This is a genomic window from Aeromonas sp. 95A, assembly GCF_051919235.1.
In the GTDB taxonomy this organism is placed as follows: domain Bacteria; phylum Pseudomonadota; class Gammaproteobacteria; order Enterobacterales; family Aeromonadaceae; genus Aeromonas; species Aeromonas veronii.
The window spans coordinates 2,533,794-2,554,039 of sequence record NZ_JBQBFC010000001.1 but is presented as its reverse complement, the minus strand read 5'-3'; the positions used below and the strand labels follow the sequence as shown (position 1 = coordinate 2,554,039).

The window sequence follows — 20,246 nt, the reverse complement described above, 5'->3', positions numbered from 1 at the left end:
TCTCGTTGCGCGAAAGCGGGGGAGTTGATCACCCCCTTTCCGGCAGTCACCCTCATCCTGTGGTGAGGCTACCGACCTCCTGTCGGTCGAAGATAAATTGGCCCCTGAGGGGCCAAATAAAAAGTTGCAAGCACTCCGATTAAGCACATTCACCCAACATAAATCAAACGAAATGGCAAAATAGCGGAGTTAAATCTTGAGAAACATGACCTCGATCATTCATTTTCTTGCCGAAGATTAATTTGATATGGAGGGAAATGGAAGAGGGAAAAACTACGAGAGGATTCTTATGCGGCCCTTGAATGACAAGGGCCGGAGTCATGAGAGATCAGTTGGCCGGGGTGGCCAGATCCAGGATAAAGGCGTATTCCAGCGCGATATCCTCGTAGGCTTTGAAGCGGCCCGACTTGCCGCCGTGGCCGGCGTCCATGTCGGTATTCAGTAACAACTTGTTATCATCTGTCTTCAGTTCGCGCAGCTTGGCGACCCACTTGGCGGGCTCCCAATACTGCACTTGCGAGTCGTGCAGTCCGGTGGTGACCAGCAGGTTGGGATAGGCTTGCGCCTTGACCTGATCGTAGGGGCTGTAGCTCTTCATGTAGTCGTAGTAGCGCTTCTGGTTCGGGTTGCCCCACTCGTCATACTCCCCGGTGGTGAGGGGGATCGACTCGTCCAGCATGGTGGTGACCACATCGACGAACGGCACCTGCGCCACCACGCCGCGATAGAGTTCGGGCGCCTGATTGATGACGGCCCCCATCAAGAGGCCGCCGGCGCTGCCGCCCATGGCGTAGACCTGATCTTTGGCGCCGTAGCCTTGCTCAACCAGCGCCTTGGTGACATCGATAAAGTCATTGAAGGTGTTCTGCTTTTTCAGCAGTTTGCCATCTTCGTACCAGTGACGGCCCAGCTCTTCGCCCCCCCGGATATGGGCGATGGCGTAGACGAAGCCTCTGTCCAGCAGGCTCAGGCGCGAGCTGCTGAAGTCGGGATCCATGCTGGCGCCGTAGGAGCCGTAGCCATAGACCAGCAGCGGATTCTTGGGCGCATCGGCCTGCTCTTTCTTGAACTTGTCCTTGCGATAGACCAGCGACACCGGCACCGATACGCCGTCGCGGGCGGTCACCCAGAGTCGCTCGCTGGCGTACTGGTCGGCCTTGAAGCCGGCCACCGGCTGCTGCTTGAGCAGGGTGCGCTTGCCGCTCGCCATATCCAGCTCATAGGTGGAGGCGGGGGTGGTCATGGAGGAGTAGCCATAGCGCAGGGCGCTGGTATCCGGCTCCGGGTTGTAGGCGAGCCAGGTGACATAGGCGGGATCATCGAAGGCGATCTCCTTCTCGTCACCGCTCTGCCAGTTGATCTGGCGCAGTCGGGTCAGCCCCTTGTTGCGCTCTTCCAGTACCAGCCAATCCTTGAACAGGGCGTAGCTCTCCAGCAGCACCTCCGGATTGGGGGCAATCACCGCCTTCCAGCGATCGACCGGGCTCTCCCTGGTCTCGTAGAGGCCGAAGTTCTTGCCGTCCTTGTTGGAGCGCACATAGAAGCGGCCGCGGTAGTGATCCAGGCTGTATTCGTGATCCACCTGACGGGGCAGGAACAGGCGGGGGGCGTGCTCCGGCTGGTTGGCATCGATCAGCCGCGCTTCGCCTGTGGTGGTGCTGGAGAGGGCGATGACGATGAAATCTTCCGAGGTGGTGGCGTAGAGGCTGATGTAGAAGGAGTCATCCTTCTCTTCATAGACCAGCTTGTCCGTGGCCGGATCCGTCCCGAGCGTGTGGCGATAGACCTGATAGGGCAGCAGGGTCTGCGGGTGCTTGCGCACATAGAAGACGGTCTTGTTGTCGTTGGCCCACACCAGATTGCCGGAGGTATTTTCCAGTTTGTCGGTGGCCCACTGGCCGCTCTCCAGATCGAGGAACTGGATCTGGTACTGACGACGGGAGAGGAAATCTTCCGCCACCGCCAGCCAGCGGTTGTTGCGGCTCACCTCAAGGGCGCCGAGGGCATAGAACTCGTGCCCTTCAGCCCGCAGGTTGCTGTCGAGCAGCAGGCTCGCCTGCTCTTCACCGAGCTTGGTGCGCGAGTAGATCCCGTACTCCTTGCCCGGCTCATAGCGGGTCTGGTAGCGGTAGCCGTTCTTCACATAGGGTACCGACTCATCCTGCTGGGGGATGCGGGCGACCATCTCTTTGTAAAGCTGTTCGCGCAGGGGTTGGGTCGGCTTGAGCATGGCCTCGGTATAGGCGTTCTCGGCCTTGAGATAGTCCAATACCTCGGGCTTCTGCCGCTCGTCGTCACGCAGCCAGTAGTAGTTGTCGATGCGGGTATCCCCGTGTTTTTTCAGAGTGCGGGGATGTTTGGCGGCCACGGGCGGCTGGATTGGATGTTCGCTTGTCAGCATGGCGGGCTCTTCATTGGCATAAGTAGGGGGGAGAACTGTCAGAAAGGCTAGCAGCAGAACTCCTCGGGAAAAGGTAAACATGTCGCATCCTTGGCGCTGGAAAGGGTTGGTAGACCTGAGCATCGGCTCCATGAATTGGCGTTAAATCTGCCCCTTGTTGCCGGAGGTTGCAAGCAATCCCTTGTTATTGCAGGAAATGTAATCAAAAAAAGCCGCTATCTCGCGATAGCGGCCCTCTTTCTGGCCATGAGCGGCAAGAGTCCGCTCAGGTGTGCCTCACATGATATGGGAGTGCCCTCTCATGGCCAGTTTTCGTCAGCCGGGGTAGCTCGACCAGCGGTTGGTCGCGCCCTCGTTGCTGATACTCAGTACCTCATAGGGATGGCCCGGAATATCCATGCCCGGCGCACTCTGGGGCATGCCCGGAATGGTCAGGCCACGGATCGCCGGTTTTTCCCTGAGCAGCTTCTGTACATCGGCGGCCGGTACATGCCCCTCGATCACATAGCCATTTACGATGCCGGTATGGCAAGAAGCCAGTTCCGGCGCGATACCGTATTGCTGCTTCACTGCGCCGAGCTGTTCGGTTTCGATAACTTCCAGTTCGAAGCCATTCTGCTCCATATGCTCGTTCCAGCTTTGGCAGCAGCCACAATATTTGGATTTGTAGACGGTCATCTTCTCGGCCGCGAGGGCCGAAAAGCTGACGGTACCGGCCAGCATGGCCAGTAACAGGGGTTTGTACATCACTCACCTCAGATTGAAAGAAAAGATGCCCGATACGGGATGCGTTTCAGGTCTGGGTGCGTGGGGGACGTTCGAGCCGCTCGCGCGGAGCGTCCGGCATAAAGAGAGAGGGGGAGGCGAAGTCGGGGGTATCCGGTTCCAGCACGGCGACCGTCAGGCTGTCGCTGCCTACCAGCGTCATCGAGAGGGCGGTGGTAAAGCTGCCGCAGGGCATCGCTTTTTCCAGGGTACGCTCGCTCTGGCTGCAGTGGGTAGTCAGGGTACAGAGGTCGGTTGCGGCCCGGCTGCCAAACGACATCAACACCAGCACCAGACTCCACAAGGGGAGCCAGCGACGGGCGTGAGCGAGTTGGCGACGGGTGAGAACCATGGAATGACTCGGAAAAAACAAGGGGCACATGGTAACCCTGTGCCCCGGGGGAGGGTCAAGCCCTCCCCATGGTGTCAGTCAGCCAGGATTAAGGTTGCTGACGGGTCGCCGCCAGCACGATCTCGCGCACGCAGACGTTGGCAGGCTGGTTCCAGGCGTAGAGCACGGCATCGGCGATCACTTCCGGCGCAATGACGCCACCCATCTGATCTTTCCAGTCGTGGTAACCGGCCTTGATGCTCTCGTCAGTGGTGTGGCTGAGCAGCTCGGTCTCGACCGCACCCGGGGCAATGGTCACCATACGTACGCCGACATCGGCCACCTCTTCCCGGATGTTCTCGGTCAGGGCGTGCACGGCGAACTTGGTGGCGCAGTAGGCAGCATGGTTCGGGAAGGTCTTGCGACCGGCGATGGAGCTGATGTTGATGATGGTGCCGCTGCGGCGCTCTTTCATGCCTGCCAGCACTGCGTGGACGCCGTTCAGTACCCCCATCACGTTGATGTTGAGCATCTGCTGCCACTCGGCGGGATCCTGCACATCTGCCTGACCAAGCAGCATGACGCCGGCGTTGTTGACCATGCAGCCGACCGGGCCAAATTTGGCTTCTGCCTGCTGGACGGCGGCTTTCATGGCGGCGGTGTCGGTCACATCGACCCCGATGCAGAGGGTATCGGGCAGGTTCAGTGCCTGCATCGGCTCGACCCGGCGGGCCAGCAGCAGCAGCGGATGACCGGCGGCAGAGAAGGCACGGGCGATGGCGGCACAGATCCCGGCGGAGGCACCGGTGATCACGACGAGAGATTTGGACATGGGTCTTTCCTTCTGATTCAAGAGTCGGTTTGAGCAAACAGGTGGCTGGCCAGCACGGAACCCAATCACTATAGTCACTGCATCTATAAGTGATAAATATTGTTTTCCGCTGGTTATCATCTGAAAAAACTATGGTTTGTTTATGCTGGACTTGAGATTGCTGCGTTTCTTCATCGCCATCTATGAAGAGAAGAACATCACGGCGGCGGCCGAGCGCTGCCACGTCAGCCAGCCCTCCCTCTCGGCGGGGCTGCGCCAGCTGGAAGAGGCGCTCGGTGACAGCCTGTTTGTCCGGGGCAAGAAGGGGGTGGTGGCGAAAGATCCGGCCCACTATCTCTATCCTCACGCGGTCAAGCTGGTGGAGGAGGCGCGCCGTCTGCCGGAGCTGTTTCGCCAGAAAGCGACGCGTGCGAGGCTCAATATCGCCATCATGCCGGACTTGAGTCGCCATCGGGTGGCCGGGCTGTTGCAGCAAGTACAGCGCGTGTTGCCACAGCTGGATCTCACCCTCTCCGACTACGCCACCCCCGCCGACTGCCGCTTGACGCTGGATGCCTTGCGCCGGGAGGACGAGATCTTCCTGCCGCTGTGGGAGGAGGATTACGTGCTCTGCGTACCGGTCGATCACCCCCTGGCCAGTCGCGAAAGGATCGAGCTGGCCGAGCTGCAACATTATGATTTTATTGAGTGCCCGCCCTGCGAAGCCCATCAGCAGACTATCGGCCTGCTGGCCTGTGACCGCCTTACCCTCAATCTGGTGGCCAAGGCTGAGAGCAAGGGGCTGGTGATGGCGCTGGTGCTGGCTGGGGTCGGCATCAGTTTTCTGCCGGACGGGCTGGTCGAGGATGAGGCGGGTCTCTGTACCCTGCCGGTGAGCGGGCCGCGGATGTTTCGCCGGATTGGGATCTGCTATCCCGCTCACCAGACCCTCAATCCGGCGCTGCGGGAGCTGATCCCCGAGTTGGCAGGCTATGGCGCTTCCTGATAAGGTCGCTCTCCGGTGCACCTTTACGATGCAGCTCCCCAGACTCCCCTTTTCTGTTTACCTCGCCTTGCACCGCAAGGCTTTGCTCGGGTGATGTGGTCATGAAACGCATTCTGGTTATTTTTTCCCATCCCGCGCTGCAGAGCTCGCGGGCCAACAAGCAGCTGTTGCAGGCGATTGAGGGGCTGGAGGGGGTCACGGTTCACGACCTCTATCAGCACTATCCCGACATGTTTATCGATGTGAAGCGGGAGCAGGCGCTGCTCTGTGAGCACGACATCATCGTCTTCCAGCACCCGTTTTACTGGTACTCCTGTCCGGCCATCATGAAGGAGTGGATGGATCTGGTGCTGGAGTATGGCTATGCCTACGGCCCTGAAGCCCACGCCCTCAAGGGCAAGCAGTGGCTGAGCGCCATCACCACTGGCGGGGCGCCGGAGTCCTACTGCAGCGAGGGTTACAACAGCCGACCGCTGCTCGATTTTCTGCTGCCATTTCAGCAGGCTGCCACCTTGTGCGGCATGAACTGGCTGCCCCCTTTCGTGCTGCACTCCTTTCACAAGATCAAGGATCCCGCCGCCCTGCGCCGCTGTGGGCAGGACTACCGCCAGCTGCTTTGCGCCCTGCGTGACGATCAGCTGACCCCGGAGCAACTGGCCGGGCGCCCTTATCTGCGCGACTTGCTGGAGGTGCTCTGATGAAACACGGGCAGCTTGTTGGCCGTGCTTATGAGTCGGCTCAGACGTTCAAACGGAGGGCTGACTGATGGGCCACGGGATCCTGTTTGATGCCTTTATCTATCTCTCTGCAGCCGTTATCGCGGTGCCGCTGGCCAAGCGCTGGGGGCTGGGTTCGGTGCTCGGCTACCTGCTGGCGGGGATCATCATAGGCCCCTTCCTGCTGGGGCTGGTGGGGGAGCAGAAGGATGTGATGCACTTCGCCGAGTTTGGCGTGGTGCTGATGCTGTTTCTGGTCGGTCTTGAATTGCGTCCGGCCCTCTTGTGGCAGTTGAAGGGGCCGATCCTCGGCACCGGCGGCCTGCAGGTGCTGCTCACCACGGCGGCACTGACAGGCGTGGCGCACCTGATCGGTCTGCCGCTGCAACAGGGGTTGGCCATCGGCCTCATTCTGGCGCTCTCCTCCACCGCCATCGTTCTGCAGAGCCTGCAGGAGCGCAAGCTGATGCAGAGCGAGAGCGGTCGCTCCGCCTTTGCGGTGCTGCTGTTTCAGGATATTGCGGTCATTCCGATCCTGGCGATCCTGCCGCTGCTGGCCATGGCGCCGGTCGCTAGCAGTGGTGGCTCCGAGTTGGCGGGTTGGCAACATGGTCTGCTGGTGGTCGCGGCCATCTCCGGCATCGTGCTGGGTGGCCACTATCTGATGCGGCCGGTGTTTCGTGCCATCGCCCAGTCCCATATGCGGGAGATCTTCGTCGCCGCCGCCCTGCTGCTGGTGATCGCCATCGCGGTGCTGATGGAGTCGGTGGGGCTCTCCCCCGCTCTTGGCTCCTTCCTCGCCGGGGTGGTGCTGGCCGACAGCGAATACCGTCACGAACTGGAGGCGGACATTGAGCCGTTCAAGGGTTTGCTGCTCGGCCTCTTCTTCATGTCGGTGGGGGCGGGGATCGACTTCGGGCTGTTTGCCGAGCACCCCTTCCTTATCCCGGCGCTAGTGGTCGGCCTGATGTTGCTCAAATGGCTGGTGCTGATGGCGCTCGGCTTCATCATCCGCATCTCGCCGAGTCAGCGTTGGACCTTCGGGCTGGCACTGGCGCAAGGGGGGGAGTTTGCCTTCGTGCTCTTCTCGTTTGCCGCCCAGAATCGGGTGCTGCCCGGTGAGACCATCTCGCTGCTGACGCTGGTGGTTGCGCTCTCCATGGCGCTGACCCCGCTGCTGCTGATCCTCAACGATCGGGTGATCCAGCCCTGGTTCGATTACCGTAACCAGAGCGACGCGCCGCAGCATGAGCAACCTGAGCTGGTGGAGCATCCGGTGATCATCGCGGGCTTCGGCCGCTTCGGCCAGATCGTGGGGCGCCTGCTACATGGTCACGGTATCGGCACCACCATCCTCGAGCAGGATGCCAGCCAGATAGAGACCCTGCGCAAGTATGGCTATCAGGTATTTTATGGCGATGCCAGCCGGATCGATCTGCTCCATGCAGCCGGGGCGCACAAGGCGAAGCTGCTGGTGCTCTCCATCAACGATCCCGCCACTTCGCTGGCGGTGATCGAGATGGTGCAGAAGCACTTCCCGCACCTGAAGATCCTGGCGCGAGCACTGGATCGACCCCATGCCCACGAGATCCTGCGCCACGGGGTCGAGAGCGTGCACCGGGAAACTCTGGGCTCGGCGGTCGATCTGGGGGTGGAAGCCCTGACCCAGCTCGGTTTTCGGGCCAACCAGGCCTGGCGTGCGGGCCAGACCTTCAAGCAGCACGATAACTGGCTGTTGCGCGAGCAGGTCAACTATCTGGACGACGAACACACTTATATCAACAAGAGCCTGCAATACCGGGAGATCCTCTCCGATCTGTTGCAAGACGACGAGGAGGGGCAGGAGCGTATCCATGCCCACAACTGGAACAGCGGGCTACCCGACGACGACAAGGAAGCAAAATGATTGCCTATTACCCCATGTTCAAACACCTGCATATGACGCTGGCGCTGGTCAGCCTGCTGCTCTTTATCTATCGCTGGCGTCTGGCGTTGGCTGGCAGCGATCGATTGCAGCAGAAGTGGCTGAAGATCCTGCCCCATATCAACGACACCTTCCTGCTGCTGTTTGGTGTGCTGCTGGCGGTGACCTTGCAGTTGAGCCCGGGCCAGCAGCCCTGGCTGATGGCCAAGCTGATTGCACTGGTGCTCTATATCGGTCTGGGTGTCATGGCGCTCAAGCGCCCGGCCCGCGGTCAGAAGCTGGTGGCCGGTGTGGCGGCGCTGGCGGTGTTTGGTTATATGGTCGGTGCGGCCATCACCAAGTCAGCCTGGTCTTGGCTGATGTGAGCAAAAGGGGAGGCTTATGCTCTCCCCTGAAGTTATATTCTGCCATGTATTTTGTTGGTGGTGTTTTATGCTGACAAAAAATCACAATATAGAACTTTCATTTGAGGGGTTTTGGGCTGACTTTAGCCTCTAGCGGCTCCTTTTTTGAGTGCATTGTCTTTGTAAATCAATTGGTTAGTGTGTTTTGTATGAAAATGGCGACAGTTGTCGCAGCAAAACTTGCGACATAGACTGTCGCAAGTCACGACTAGCATACAGTCAACGCTAAACCAGTGAAGGCAAGCACCATGAGCAAGAAGCTGTTACGACAACTGACCTTGGCGCGTTGCATCCCGCACCGCCCTTACAAGCTGACCGCCAGCCAACTCCAGGTAAAACTGGAAGAGGAAGGTATCCACGTCAGTCTGCGTACCGTGCAACGGGACCTGGAGGAGATGTCCGGCATGGGACTGTTCGACCTCACCTCGGACGAGCGCAGCAAACCCCATGGCTGGTGCTTCGAGCGCCACGGCCTCAACGACTTTGCCAATATCATGCCGCTCTCGCTGGCGGTGGCCCTGAAAACCTGGAGTGATCAGGCGAGCCAACTGTTGCCGGCGAGTGTACTGACCGAATTGAATCCGCTGGTCGACAAGGCGAGCCAGGTGATCCGCGACAGCCAGAGCGAACTGGCCGAACGCTGGCTGGAGAGTGTCCACCAGTCACCGCGTCCGTTTGCCGGCAACCCGGAGATCCGCCGCAGCACCCTGATCCGCGATGCGCTCTGGCGTGGTCGCAAGTTCAGTGCCGAGATCCAGCGCGTGATCAAAGAGCGCACCGTATGGCTCTGCTACGACCGTATCAACCCGCTCGGCATTCTCAATCAGCCGGACGGTCCGATCCTGCTCTGCACTCTGTCCGAGCTGGATCCCAAGGTCTACGGCATCCCGTTTGACCATATCAAGAACGTGGAGCTGACCAACTTCAGTGCCACCCAGCCGAAGGATTTCAATATCCAGAAGCTGATCCGCGATCAGGGCTATCAGGATGTGAGCGGCCCGATCCGCTTCGTCGGCCGGATCGATGCCAACAGCCAGTCGCTGGTGGATAACCAGATCCCCGGCAACAATCCGCGCATGACCCGCTATGACAAGCGCAGTGTGGTGGTGGAGACCGAAGTGCAGGACACCCCGGAGTTTCGCAGCTGGTTGAACAACATCGGCGGTGAACTGGAGGTGCTGGCACCTGAATCGCTACGCAAGGCCTATCTCAATCCGGCCAACCGCTTGAGCTGATTAAAAAATTGGAATGTTGAAGAGTCGAGCCTGGTCTCGGCTCTTTTTTTGCGGTTTTTTTAAGCATATTTATTCAACTAATTTTTAAGTCTTAACGTCAGGATTGAACCGTTTTCCTGCCCCGTTTTTGGGGGCGAAACCCGTGTAAGAGATCTGCCATAGCGACTGTAAGAGGCTGGCGCTTTGAGCCGTACGCGAAGCCATGCCAGAATGATCGAGCTTTCCAGTGAAACTAAATAACTAACTGATATTAAAGGGTTAGTTTTTAAGTTCGTTTTTTGAGATGGGAGCTGCATCGGATCTTTATCATCGGATGGCCCTTGTTCGGGGGGCGCATTTCCTTAGTATGGGTCTCACAAGGACGGAGCTGGTCCGGCAGGATGCAGGACAGCGCATAAAGATGGAATAGTCCGCAGGATGTGGACAAGGGACACCTCAGGATGAGCTCGATAATCAGGATGATTATCGTCACGGATGAATAAAGGAACACCGCGGGATGCGGCAGGACACTCTCGGGATGGGAGCAGAACGAACGGAACCTCGTTCTTCAGGATGAACAGGACCTCGCCGGATGCGAGAGGAATACTTCAGGATGAAGTGAGATAACCCGGATGGTTATCTGTCAGGAAGACGCAAGGAACCCCACAGGACGTGGTAATGGACACCTCCAGGATGGAGACAGAGAAGCAGTTCAGGATGAATTGCCAGGCCAGGAACGCCGCAGGACGCGCCAACGGATTGGAAAGGGGATATTCCAAAGGATTAGGATAACGTCAGGGATTGCAGGGAGCATTGCAGTTCTACGGACAGGACGACACGACTCTAGGGGACGGCTACCGCCGTCCCCTTTTCTTTTATGGTTTGCCCGAGAGATTGCCGCGCTGGGCGGCGTTGACGATCTCTTGCAGGCGCTGACGAATGTCGACCATGCCAAACACACCAAAGATCAGCACAGTGACAAATTCGGCTTTGGTGACCGCGAAGTAGCGTTTGCAAGCTGCCTTGATCATGCTGGCCTGCAGCCAGTGCAGCAGGGCGACGATCACGCCACAGACCGGCAGAAAGCCGTTGAGTTTGCCGGGTAGCGGGGCAATCAGGCTCACCAGTACGCCAAACCAGAAGAACAATATCAGCCCCATCGCCAACAGATTAAAGACCCGCTTCATTGTTTACCTCCCGTAGATAGAGTTGATAACAGACCTGACCTGCCTGTTTGTCCTTGAGTAGTTGCCAGCTGGCAGGCAGCGCCAGATCGGCCATCTCTTTTTCCCGCTCCAGATAGATGAGGGCGTCCGGTGCCAGCCAGCCGCGCTGCTCCAGCAGCTCGCACACTTGCGGCAGCAGCTCGCGGCGAAACGGCGGATCGAGGAACACCAGATCAAACGGCGTGGCCGGGCCTTGCAGCCAGCTCACTGCATCTGACTGGATCACCTGACCCTGACTGCTGCCGAGGGCGGTCAGGTTCTTCTTGATCTGGTCAGCGGCCCCTTTGTCCATCTCGATCAGGGTCACCTGCTCGGCATAGCGCGACAGCGCCTCCAGCCCGAGTCCGCCGCTACCGGCAAACAGATCCAGGCAGCGGGTGCCACGAATGTGGGGGGCCAGCCAGTTGAAGATGGTCTCCTTGACGCGATCCGTGGTGGGTCTGAGCCCCTCCACATCCTTGACCGGCAATTTGCGGCCTCGCCACTGGCCGCTGATGATTCTTACAAAGCCCGATTTTCCTTGCGGGGCGGGACTCTTGCTCGGGTTGCTACGGCTGGATTTCACTCTGGGCATCGCGTTTCATCGTCAGAAAATAAAGTGGTAGTATAAGGCGGTTCATTTTTATGCCGACCCGCCAAGGGACGGCTATCTTAGCAGTCAGCCTTTGATGTGAGTATTTTTAGATGGCAAAAGGTTTGTTTTCCTGGCTGGGTTTCGGCCGCAAGAAAGAAGAGGCTGAGGCTGTCCAACCACAGACACCCCAAGCCACCCCCGTTACCGTTGAGCCCGAGGTCACTGCTACCCCCGCTCCCGTTTCCGATATAACTGTTTCCGATAGTACGCCGGCTGTTGCCCCCGAAGTGCCTGCCAGCGCACAGAATCCCGTTTTGCAAGATGATTGCTGCCTGCCGACCGAGCTGGACGACCACGGCCCGCTGGTGGTGGAGGAGTGCGCCTCCGATCTGGAGCCGGTGATCGTCAACGAAGCGCTGATCGCCGAAGAGGAGCGTGCCGCTGACGCCGCTCGCACTGCCGCAGAGGCGCAAGCTGCTGAGGTCAAGGCAGCCGAAGAGGCTCGTATTGCTGCCGAAGCTTTTGCTGCGGAAGAGGCTCGTATTGCTGCCGAGGCTCGCGCTGCGGAAGAGGCTCGCATTGCTGCCGAGGCTCGCGCTGCAGAAGATGCTCGTATCGCCGCCGAGGCTCGCGCTGCAGAAGAGGCCCGCATCGCCGCCGAAGCTCGCGCCGCGGAAGAAGCTCGCATCGCCGCTGAAGCTCGCGCTGCGGAAGAGGCTCGCATTGCCGCTGAAGCTCGCGCCGCGGAAGAGGCTCGCATTGCCGCCGAAGCCCGCGCCGCAGAAGAGGCCCGCATCGCCGCCGAAGCTCGCGCCGCGGAAGAAGCTCGCATTGCCGCCGAAGCCCGCGCTGCGGAAGAGGCTCGTATCGCTGCTGAAGTCCGCGCCGCGGAAGAGGCCCGTATTGCTGCCGAAGCCCGCGCTGCGGAGGAGGCTCGCATTGCCGCCGAAGCTCAGGCTGCGGAAGAAGCCCGTATCGCCAAAGAGGCCCAGCGAGCGGAAGATATGCGCCTGGTCGCCGCGATGGAGGCTGAGGCCGCCGCCCTGGCAGCCCTGCCGCTGGCCGCCAAGGTGGACGACGACACCCAGGACAAACCGCAGCGGGAGGGCTTCTTTGCTCGCCTCAAGCGCAGTCTGGTGCGTACCAAGGAGAATATCGGTTCCGGTTTCTTCGGCCTGTTTCGTGGCAAGAAGATCGACGATGAGCTGTTTGAAGAGCTGGAAACCCAGCTGCTGACCGCCGATCTCGGCGTCGACACCACCACCCGCATCATCGAAGGGCTGGTGCAGCACGCGGACCGCAAGCAGCTCAAGGATGCCGAGGCGCTCTACGGTTTGCTCAAGCAGGACATGGGCGAGATGCTGGCCAAGGTGGAGCAACCGCTGGTGATCGACACCAGCAAGAAGCCTTATGTGATCCTGATGGTCGGCGTAAACGGCGTCGGCAAGACCACCACCATCGGCAAGCTGGCCAAGCAGTTCCAGGCTGAAGGCAAGAGCGTGATGCTGGCGGCGGGTGACACCTTCCGTGCCGCAGCGGTCGAACAGCTGCAGGTTTGGGGTCAGCGCAACAACATTCCGGTGATTGCCCAGCATACCGGTGCCGACTCCGCTTCCGTCATTTATGACGCCATTGAGGCCGCCCGCTCCCGCGGGGCTGATGTGCTGATCGCCGACACCGCCGGTCGCCTGCAGAACAAGAGCAACCTGATGGAAGAGCTCAAGAAGGTGGTGCGGGTGATGAAGAAGCTGGATGAAGAGGCGCCCCACGAGATCATGCTGACGCTGGACGCCGGCACCGGCCAGAATGCGCTGAGCCAGGCCAAGCTGTTCAGCGAGGCGGTTGGCCTGACCGGCATCACCCTCACCAAGCTGGATGGCACGGCCAAGGGCGGCGTCATCTTCGCGGTGGCCGACAAGTTCCAGATCCCGATCCGCTATATCGGGGTGGGCGAGGGGATCGACGATCTGCGTCCCTTCGTTGCCAACGACTTCATCGAGGCGCTCTTCAGCCGCGATGAATAAGTCCGGCCGTGATGAGTCAGCTCAGCCGTGATGAGTAAGTGTTCCATGCCCCGACTCCGGTCGGGGTTTGTCAATTTCAGGGAACCGTTATGATTCGTTTTGACAAGGTCAGCAAGGTATACAGCGGCGGCCATCAGGCGCTGCAAAAGGTCAGCTTTCACCTGCGCAAGGGAGAGATGGCCTTTCTGACCGGGCACTCGGGGGCGGGCAAGAGTACCCTCCTCAAACTGATCAGCGTGATGGAGCGTCCGACCGATGGTCGCGTCTTCTTTCATGGCGATGATGTCAGCCATATCCAGCGCAGCCAGATCCCCTATGTTCGTCGTCAGATCGGGATGATCTTTCAGGATCACCGGCTGTTGATGGACAGAACCGTGTTCGACAACGTGGCGCTGCCGCTGGTGATCGATGGCTACAGCCATGCGGACATCAACAAGCGGGTGGCGGCGGCGCTGGACAAGGTGGGGTTGCTCGGCAAGGAGCGTTACCAGCCGCGCATGCTCTCCGGTGGTGAGCAGCAGCGGGTCGGCATCGCTCGTGCCATCGTCAACAAGCCGCCGCTGCTGCTGGCGGATGAACCGACCGGCAACCTGGATCCCCAGCTCTCCATGGATATCATGCGGCTATTTCAGGAGTTCAACAATTTTGGGGTCTCGGTACTGATTGCCACCCACGATCTGGGGCTGATCGCTCGCATGCGCTATCGCACCCTGACCCTCAAGGCGGGTCGTATGTATTCGGCCGGGGAGGAGCTCTGATGGCTATCGTTCGTCATAAACAACCGCCGCTGCGCCGTCTGATGATGTACGGGGTTGACCATGTGCGGCAGGCGTTTGCCAGTCTCGGGGAGTTGTGGCGCAATCCGCTCGCCTCACTGATGACGCTGGCGGTGCTGGGCGTCAGTCTGGCACTGCCATCCTGCTTCCACGTGCTGCTGAAAAACGCCGAGGTGGTGGAGGGGAGCTGGCAGAGCAGTTCCCAGATCTCCCTTTACCTGCGCAAGGATCTGCCGGAGCAGAGCATTCTCGATCTGCAGCACCGGATCCTGCTCTATCCCGAGGTGGACTCGGTCACCTACCTGAGCCGTGACGATGCGTTGCGGGAGTTTCGCGAGATCTCCGGCTTCGGCGATGCCCTCGATTATCTGGACAGCAACCCGCTACCGCCGGTGCTGAGCGTCATCCCGGATCCGCGCTGGCAGAACCCTGAAGGGGCCGCCGAGCTGCTCAGCAAGCTCAACAACGAGGTGGGGGTCGAACAGGGCAAACTGGATCTGCAGTGGTTGACCCGGTTGCAGGGGATCATGAACCTGCTGCGCCACACCATTACCGGTATCGCGGTGCTGCTGCTTTCCGCCGTGTTGCTGATCGTCGGCAATACCCTGCGTCTCAACATCCTCAACCAGCGTTCCGAGATTGAAGTGCTCAAGCTGGTGGGGGCGACCGATTCCTTTATTCATCGTCCTTTCCTCTATACCGGCATCTGGTTCGGGGTGATCGGCGGCATGCTGGCCTGGTGGCTGACCGAAGTGATGGTGATCTGGAGCGAAGGGGTGGTGAAGGAGCTGGCGGGCTTGTATAACAGTAACTTCCGGCTGGTTGGCATGGGAGCGGTAGACGGGATCAATCTGATCTTGCTGGGCGCCCTGCTGGGGCTGATTGCCTCCTGGTTCTCGGTCCATCGCCACATTCGCGACATCGAACCATCCTGATTATTTTGTCATCAAAGTAAATCGCTGGATTTTGAGAGGCGGATCAAGTAAAAGAGGGGCCGTTTCTGGCTTGGCCCCCATAGTCAGAGTATTCTGAATAACAATGATCTTCCGGATCTTCGCTAGATCCAGTGAACCTTCTGATTTATAAGCAGTCTATTAAAGCTGAAGCATTTATACGGGTGTGGCCCCTCTGCCTTGCTCGTCAGACTTGGCAAGCATGTGAAGGTTGCGAGCTCCGCAACAATGGACTTAGCATGCTACTTTTCGGGGGTCCTTCATTGTGACCCCCTTTTTTTGACTGTTCATTCATGATTCATCCTGCAGGCTTAAGATAAGCCGGTCTAAAACTGGGCATGTTCTTTGATACACGCCGCAGAATGGCATCCGGTCAGTAGACAGACCCTCTCAGGGTGTTAGACTGATTCGATTGAAAAGTAAGAGGTAACAGATGGGAACTTCATTGCAGCGCACTATGGCTCTGATTCCGCAAGGTAGTCTGGAAGGCTATATCCAGGCAGTAAACTCTATTCCTGTGCTGAGCGCAGAGGAAGAGCGTGAACTGGCTGAGCGTTTGCAGCAGGATGGCGATCTCGAGGCTGCCCGTCAGCTGGTTATGTCGCACCTGCGCTTTGTCGTTCATGTCGCCAAGAGTTATGCCGGTTACGGCCTGCCTCAGGCCGATCTGGTTCAGGAAGGCAACATCGGCCTGATGAAGGCGGTCAAGCGCTTCGACCCGACGGTCGGCGTGCGTCTGGTCTCCTTTGCCGTGCACTGGATCAAGGCCGAAATCCACGAATATGTACTGCGCAACTGGCGCATGGTCAAGGTGGCGACCACCAAGGCCCAGCGCAAGCTCTTCTTCAACCTGCGCAAATCCAAAAAGCGTCTGGGCTGGCTGAACCACGAAGAGGTTCAGGCCGTGGCGGCCGATCTCGGCGTTTCTGCCGCTGATGTGACCGAAATGGAAGCGCGGATGGCCAACTACGATCAGGCGTTCGATCTGGTGGGTGACGATGAGGAAGAGGGCGGTTTCGCTCCGGTTCACTATCTGGAGGACAAATCCTCCGATCTGGCCGCGGCCATCGAGAACGACAACTGGGATGATCACGCGACCCGTCGCCTGAGCTCGGCCCTCGCCACCCTGGATGAGCGCAGCCAGCACATCATCCGCGCCCGCTGGCTCGATGATGACAGCAAGACCACTCTGCAGGAGCTGGCCGATACCTACGGTGTCTCTGCCGAGCGTGTGCGTCAGCTTGAGAAAAACGCACTCAAGAAGCTGAAAGATGCCATGGAAGCCTGATGCTTCCTCTCATAAAAACAGGGCCTGATGGCCCTGTTTTTGTTTCGCAGGGATCTGGTCGGCCTTGCTTTGGTTACCCTTGAGTGTGTTATGTTGCCGCCACTGCCACATTAGGGAGAGCAGAAGTGAAACTGTTGAACGACCTGTTTACCAACAACCGTGAGTGGGCCGAACGGATCAAAGCCGAAGATCCCAATTTCTTTGCCACTCTTTCTGCCCAGCAGGCCCCCGAATACCTCTGGATTGGTTGTTCCGACAGCCGGGTCCCCGCCAACCAGCTGATGGGGTTGCTGCCGGGGGATGTCTTCGTCCACCGTAACGTCGCCAATCTGGTGGTACATACCGATTTCAACTGCCTCTCCGTGCTGCAATACGCGGTAGAAGTCCTCAAGGTGAAGCACATCATCGTCTGCGGTCACTACGGTTGCGGCGGCGTCAAGGCCGCGATGCAGAATCAGGAGCTGGGTCTCATCGACAACTGGCTGCGCAACATCAAGGATGTCTACTTCAAATATGGTGAAGAGCTCGAGGCCATCGAGGATGAGCATGAGCGCTTCGACTACCTGTGCGAGCTGAACGTGGCCGAGCAGGTCGCCAACGTCTGCCACACCACCATCATCCAGAACGCTTGGCGCAAGGGGCAGGAGCTGGCGGTGCATGGCTGGATCTACGGGATCAAGGATGGTCTGCTGCACGATCTCGATCTCTGCATCAGCGGCCCGGATCAGATCCCCGACGTCTACCGCGCCTGGCCGGATATGCGTCCGCCCCACCGTCGGCGCTAGGGAGCTTCATGGTGGTGCCAGCCCTCTATCTGCAGATCAAGCAGCATATTCTGGACGGGATCCGCGAACGCCACTATCAGGCGGGGGACAGGATCCCGACCGAAGCGGCCCTGTGCGAGCAGTTCACCGTGAGCCGGATGACGGTCAACCGTGCGTTGCGGGAACTGGTGGCGGAAGGGTGGTTGGTGCGTACCGCCGGTTCCGGTAGCTTCGTGGCGGACAGGCGCACCGAGTCACCGCTGCTGGCTATTCGCAATATTGCCGACGAGATCGCCGAGCGTGGCGGTGAGTACAGCGCCCGGGTGATCCGGCTGCAGCGACTGGCCGCTGACGAGAAGGTGGCGGTACAACTGGGGCTGCGGGTGGGCGCCCCCATCTTTCACAGCCTGATCGTCCATCAGGCCGATGGGGAGCCGTTGCAATTGGAGGAGCGCTTCGTCGATGCCGGGCGCCTGCCTGGCTATGGCGAGCAGGATTTTACCCAACAGACCCCCAACCGCTATCTGATGGATGTCTGCCCCCTCTCCGAGATGGAGCACGTGGTGGAAGCCGTGCTGCCCAGCGCCGGTGAGGCGGGATTGTTGCAAATCCGCGTAGATTCCCCCTGCCTGTTGTTGCACCGGCGTACCTGGTCGGAGGGGCATCTGGTCTCCTATGCCCGTTTGCTCTCCCCAGGTTCCCGCTACAAGCTGAGTTCCAAGGCGCAGCTGCCCTAGTTGTCTATACAAATAGATTCTTCTCAAGCCCACCTCCTGGTGGGCTTTTTTGTGCTTAAACTCTAAGTTTGATGCTGTTATCAGGATGTGAACGCCGCTCTTTCTTTCGTCATAGAGATCGACTATAAGAATATGTATATACATTTGAGGTCGCTATGAACAAGGAACTGTTGAACTGCGAGCGTGTCTGGCTCAACGTGACGCCCGCCACCCTGAATGATGAGCTGGCCGACTACGGCCTGCTGCCGCTCCACGCCATCGGCGTAAAGGATGGCAAGATCCACGCGTTGGTGCCGATGGCCGAGCTTAAGGGGCCGTATCCCGCCCATTGGCTGGATATGCGGGGCAAGCTGGTCACCCCCGGCCTTATCGATTGTCACACCCATCTGGTCTTCGCCGGCAGCCGTGCCGAAGAGTTCGAGCTGCGTCAGCAGGGAGTGCCCTATGCCGAGATCGCCCGTCGGGGCGGTGGCATCATCAGCACGGTGCGTGCCACCCGTGCCGCCAGCGAAGAGCAACTGTTCGAGCTGGCGTTGCCGAGGGTGGCATCCCTGATCCGCGAAGGGGTCACCACGGTGGAGGTCAAGTCCGGCTACGGCCTGACGCTGGATGATGAACTCAAGATGCTGCGGGTGGCCCGCCGACTGGGAGAGGCGCTGCCGATCCGGGTCAAGACCACTCTGCTGGCGGCCCATGCGGTGCCGCCTGAATATCGCGACGATCCCGATAGCTGGGTCGAGACCATTTGTCAGGAGATTATCCCGGCCGCCGCCGAGGCGGGTCTGGCCGATGCGGTGGATGTCTTCTGCGAGCACATCGGCTTCTCGTTGGCCCAGACCGAGCAGGTCTATCTGGCGGCAGATCAATATGGCCTGCCGGTTAAGGGGCATATGGATCAGCTCTCCAATCTCGGTGGCAGCACCCTCGCAGCCAACTTTGGCGCCCTCTCGGTGGATCATCTGGAGTATCTTGATCCGGAAGGGATCCTGGCGCTGGCCCACCGTGGCGTGGTCGCCACCCTGCTGCCCACCGCCTTCTACTTCCTCAAAGAGACCAAATTGCCCCCGGTTGCAGCTCTGCGCAAGGCGGGGGTGGCGATGGCGGTCTCTTCCGACATCAACCCGGGTACGGCCCCCATTGTCTCGCTGCGGATGGCGATGAACATGGCCTGCACCCTGTTTGGCCTGACCCCGGTGGAGGCCATGGTCGGGGTGACCCGTCACGCCGCCAAAGCGCTCGGCGAGCAGGATCGCCTTGGCCAGCTCAGGGTGGGCATGGCGGCCGATTTCCTGATCTGGCACTGCGCCAATCCGGCCGAGCTGAGCTACATGGTCGGCGTCGATCAGTTGGCAGGCCGCATCTTCAACAGCGAGGAGACCCTCCATGGATAAGCTCAACCCGATCGACATGTCGCTCTGGCAGGGGCGGCAGGATCCGGAAGATGGTGAACTGGCCCTGCGCTGGCACGACAAGGTGCTGCCCTGGGCTGCCGGGGCACAAGAGGCAGCAGGTGTAGTGCTGCTCGGTTTTGCCTGCGATGAAGGGGTTCGCCGCAACAAGGGGCGTGTCGGCGCCGCCGGTGCGCCGCTGGCGGTGCGCAAGCTGCTGGCCAACACCGCTTGGCATCTGAGTCGCCCCGTCTACGATGGCGGGGATGTGAGCTGTACCGATGGCAATCTCGACGCAGCCCACGGCTATCTGGCCGAGCGGGTCGCCGCCGCGCTTGATCTGGGCCACTTCCCGCTGGTGCTGGGGGGCGGTCACGAGGTGGCTTTCGGCAGCTGGAGCGGCCTCAACCTGCATCTGGCGGGTCAGGGGCGAGTCGGCATTATCAATTTTGACGCCCACTTCGACCTGCGCATGAAGCAGGAATTGGCGAGCTCCGGCACCCCCTTCTTCCAGATTGCCGAGCAGTGCGCCGCTCAGGGCACGCCGTTTCACTACGCCTGCCTAGGGGTGGCCGAGACAGCCAATACCCAAGCGCTGTTTGCACGGGCCGACGAGTTGGGGGTCTGGTATGTGAAAGATGAAGCCATGAGCGAGCGTGCTCTGCCCACCTTGCTAAGCGGACTGGACGCCTTTATCGCCCATTGTGATCACCTCTATCTGACCATCGATCTCGACGTGCTGCCCGGCAACCTGATGCCGGGAGTGAGTGCCCCCGCCGCCCGCGGCGTGGAGCTGGCGGTGATCGAACCGCTGATCGCCCATATCCGGGCCAGCGGCAAGCTCAGGCTCGCCGATCTGGCCGAGTACAACCCGACGCTGGATCAGGACAATCGCAGTGCCCGCGTGGCCGCGCGGCTGGTTCATCTGTTGACCCGTTAACCCT

General features: G+C 59.8%; 19 protein-coding genes. 13 read left to right on the top strand and 6 right to left on the bottom strand.

Annotation, left to right across the window (positions count from 1 at the left end; genetic code table 11):
* Positions 1–328: 328 nt before the first annotated feature.
* The 4 genes from ACTG2U_RS11490 to ACTG2U_RS11475 all read right to left on the bottom strand — a co-directional run bounded on the left by ACTG2U_RS11490 (position 329) and on the right by ACTG2U_RS11475 (position 4,329).
* Positions 329–2,482, bottom strand: a complete 2,154-nt coding sequence (locus ACTG2U_RS11490; protein WP_439974502.1) for a S9 family peptidase — start codon at positions 2,480–2,482, stop codon at positions 329–331.
* 234 nt (positions 2,483–2,716) lie between these two features.
* Positions 2,717–3,148 carry a DUF411 domain-containing protein gene (locus tag ACTG2U_RS11485; RefSeq protein WP_005339953.1) on the bottom strand — a complete coding sequence of 144 codons (432 nt, stop codon included), beginning with the start codon at positions 3,146–3,148 and terminating at the stop codon, positions 2,717–2,719.
* A 46-nt stretch (positions 3,149–3,194) separates the two neighbouring features.
* Entirely contained in the window at positions 3,195–3,518 is a 324-nt protein-coding gene (locus ACTG2U_RS11480) for a hypothetical protein (RefSeq protein ID WP_279463958.1), read from the bottom strand.
* An 88-nt stretch (positions 3,519–3,606) separates the two neighbouring features.
* Positions 3,607–4,329, bottom strand: coding sequence for an SDR family oxidoreductase (locus ACTG2U_RS11475; protein WP_439974501.1), 723 nt, complete (start codon positions 4,327–4,329; stop codon positions 3,607–3,609).
* 142 nt (positions 4,330–4,471) lie between these two features.
* Between ACTG2U_RS11475 and ACTG2U_RS11470 the strand changes: the two genes are divergently transcribed.
* The 5 genes from ACTG2U_RS11470 to ACTG2U_RS11450 all read left to right on the top strand — a co-directional run bounded on the left by ACTG2U_RS11470 (position 4,472) and on the right by ACTG2U_RS11450 (position 9,593).
* Entirely contained in the window at positions 4,472–5,314 is an 843-nt protein-coding gene (locus ACTG2U_RS11470; RefSeq protein WP_439974500.1) for a LysR family transcriptional regulator, read from the top strand.
* A gap of 101 nt (positions 5,315–5,415) precedes the next feature.
* Entirely contained in the window at positions 5,416–6,012 is a 597-nt protein-coding gene (gene kefF / locus ACTG2U_RS11465; protein ID WP_005339958.1) for a glutathione-regulated potassium-efflux system oxidoreductase KefF, read from the top strand.
* 67 nt (positions 6,013–6,079) lie between these two features.
* Positions 6,080–7,936, top strand: coding sequence for a monovalent cation:proton antiporter-2 (CPA2) family protein (locus tag ACTG2U_RS11460; protein ID WP_439974499.1), 1,857 nt, complete (start codon positions 6,080–6,082; stop codon positions 7,934–7,936).
* Positions 7,933–8,319, top strand: coding sequence for a SirB2 family protein (locus ACTG2U_RS11455; RefSeq protein ID WP_194494920.1), 387 nt, complete (start codon positions 7,933–7,935; stop codon positions 8,317–8,319). The genes ACTG2U_RS11460 and ACTG2U_RS11455 overlap by 4 nt, the downstream gene beginning before the upstream one ends.
* 287 nt (positions 8,320–8,606) lie before the next feature.
* On the top strand, positions 8,607–9,593 hold the full coding sequence (locus tag ACTG2U_RS11450; protein ID WP_005339987.1) for a helix-turn-helix transcriptional regulator: 987 nt from the start codon (positions 8,607–8,609) through the stop codon (positions 9,591–9,593).
* Between the two features lie 854 nt (positions 9,594–10,447).
* On the opposite strand, the gene ACTG2U_RS11445 is transcribed toward ACTG2U_RS11450, so the two are convergent.
* Together ACTG2U_RS11445 and rsmD are read right to left on the bottom strand one after the other, a co-directional pair.
* Positions 10,448–10,759: a DUF1145 domain-containing protein gene (locus ACTG2U_RS11445; protein WP_005348564.1), complete on the bottom strand. Its 312-nt coding sequence runs from the start codon at positions 10,757–10,759 to the stop codon at positions 10,448–10,450.
* Positions 10,743–11,372, bottom strand: a complete 630-nt coding sequence (gene rsmD / locus ACTG2U_RS11440) for a 16S rRNA (guanine(966)-N(2))-methyltransferase RsmD (RefSeq protein WP_042081417.1) — start codon at positions 11,370–11,372, stop codon at positions 10,743–10,745. The genes ACTG2U_RS11445 and rsmD overlap by 17 nt, the downstream gene beginning before the upstream one ends.
* Positions 11,373–11,482: 110 nt before the next feature.
* Here rsmD and ftsY point away from each other — a divergent pair, with 110 nt between their 5' ends.
* The 8 genes from ftsY to hutG all read left to right on the top strand — a co-directional run bounded on the left by ftsY (position 11,483) and on the right by hutG (position 20,242).
* Positions 11,483–13,396, top strand: coding sequence for a signal recognition particle-docking protein FtsY (gene ftsY / locus ACTG2U_RS11435; protein ID WP_439974498.1), 1,914 nt, complete (start codon positions 11,483–11,485; stop codon positions 13,394–13,396).
* A gap of 89 nt (positions 13,397–13,485) precedes the next feature.
* Positions 13,486–14,154 carry a cell division ATP-binding protein FtsE gene (gene ftsE / locus ACTG2U_RS11430; protein WP_005339995.1) on the top strand — a complete coding sequence of 223 codons (669 nt, stop codon included), beginning with the start codon at positions 13,486–13,488 and terminating at the stop codon, positions 14,152–14,154.
* The gene (gene ftsX / locus ACTG2U_RS11425) at positions 14,154–15,107 is read left to right on the top strand and encodes a permease-like cell division protein FtsX (protein ID WP_005339996.1); all 954 of its coding nucleotides are present in this window, start codon (positions 14,154–14,156) and stop codon (positions 15,105–15,107) included. Before ftsE ends, ftsX begins: the two co-directional genes overlap by 1 nt.
* A 451-nt stretch (positions 15,108–15,558) precedes the next feature.
* Positions 15,559–16,413, top strand: coding sequence for an RNA polymerase sigma factor RpoH (gene rpoH, locus ACTG2U_RS11420; protein ID WP_439974497.1), 855 nt, complete (start codon positions 15,559–15,561; stop codon positions 16,411–16,413).
* Between the two features lie 125 nt (positions 16,414–16,538).
* Complete coding sequence (can, locus tag ACTG2U_RS11415; protein WP_042076162.1) at positions 16,539–17,198, top strand: carbonate dehydratase; 660 nt, start codon at positions 16,539–16,541, stop codon at positions 17,196–17,198.
* Between the two features lie 11 nt (positions 17,199–17,209).
* Complete coding sequence (gene hutC / locus ACTG2U_RS11410) at positions 17,210–17,914, top strand: histidine utilization repressor (protein ID WP_236296869.1); 705 nt, start codon at positions 17,210–17,212, stop codon at positions 17,912–17,914.
* A 155-nt stretch (positions 17,915–18,069) separates the two neighbouring features.
* On the top strand, positions 18,070–19,305 hold the full coding sequence (hutI, locus tag ACTG2U_RS11405) for an imidazolonepropionase (RefSeq protein ID WP_439974496.1): 1,236 nt from the start codon (positions 18,070–18,072) through the stop codon (positions 19,303–19,305).
* The gene (hutG, locus tag ACTG2U_RS11400) at positions 19,298–20,242 is read left to right on the top strand and encodes a formimidoylglutamase (protein WP_439974495.1); all 945 of its coding nucleotides are present in this window, start codon (positions 19,298–19,300) and stop codon (positions 20,240–20,242) included. The genes hutI and hutG overlap by 8 nt, the downstream gene beginning before the upstream one ends.
* Positions 20,243–20,246 lie beyond the last annotated feature (4 nt).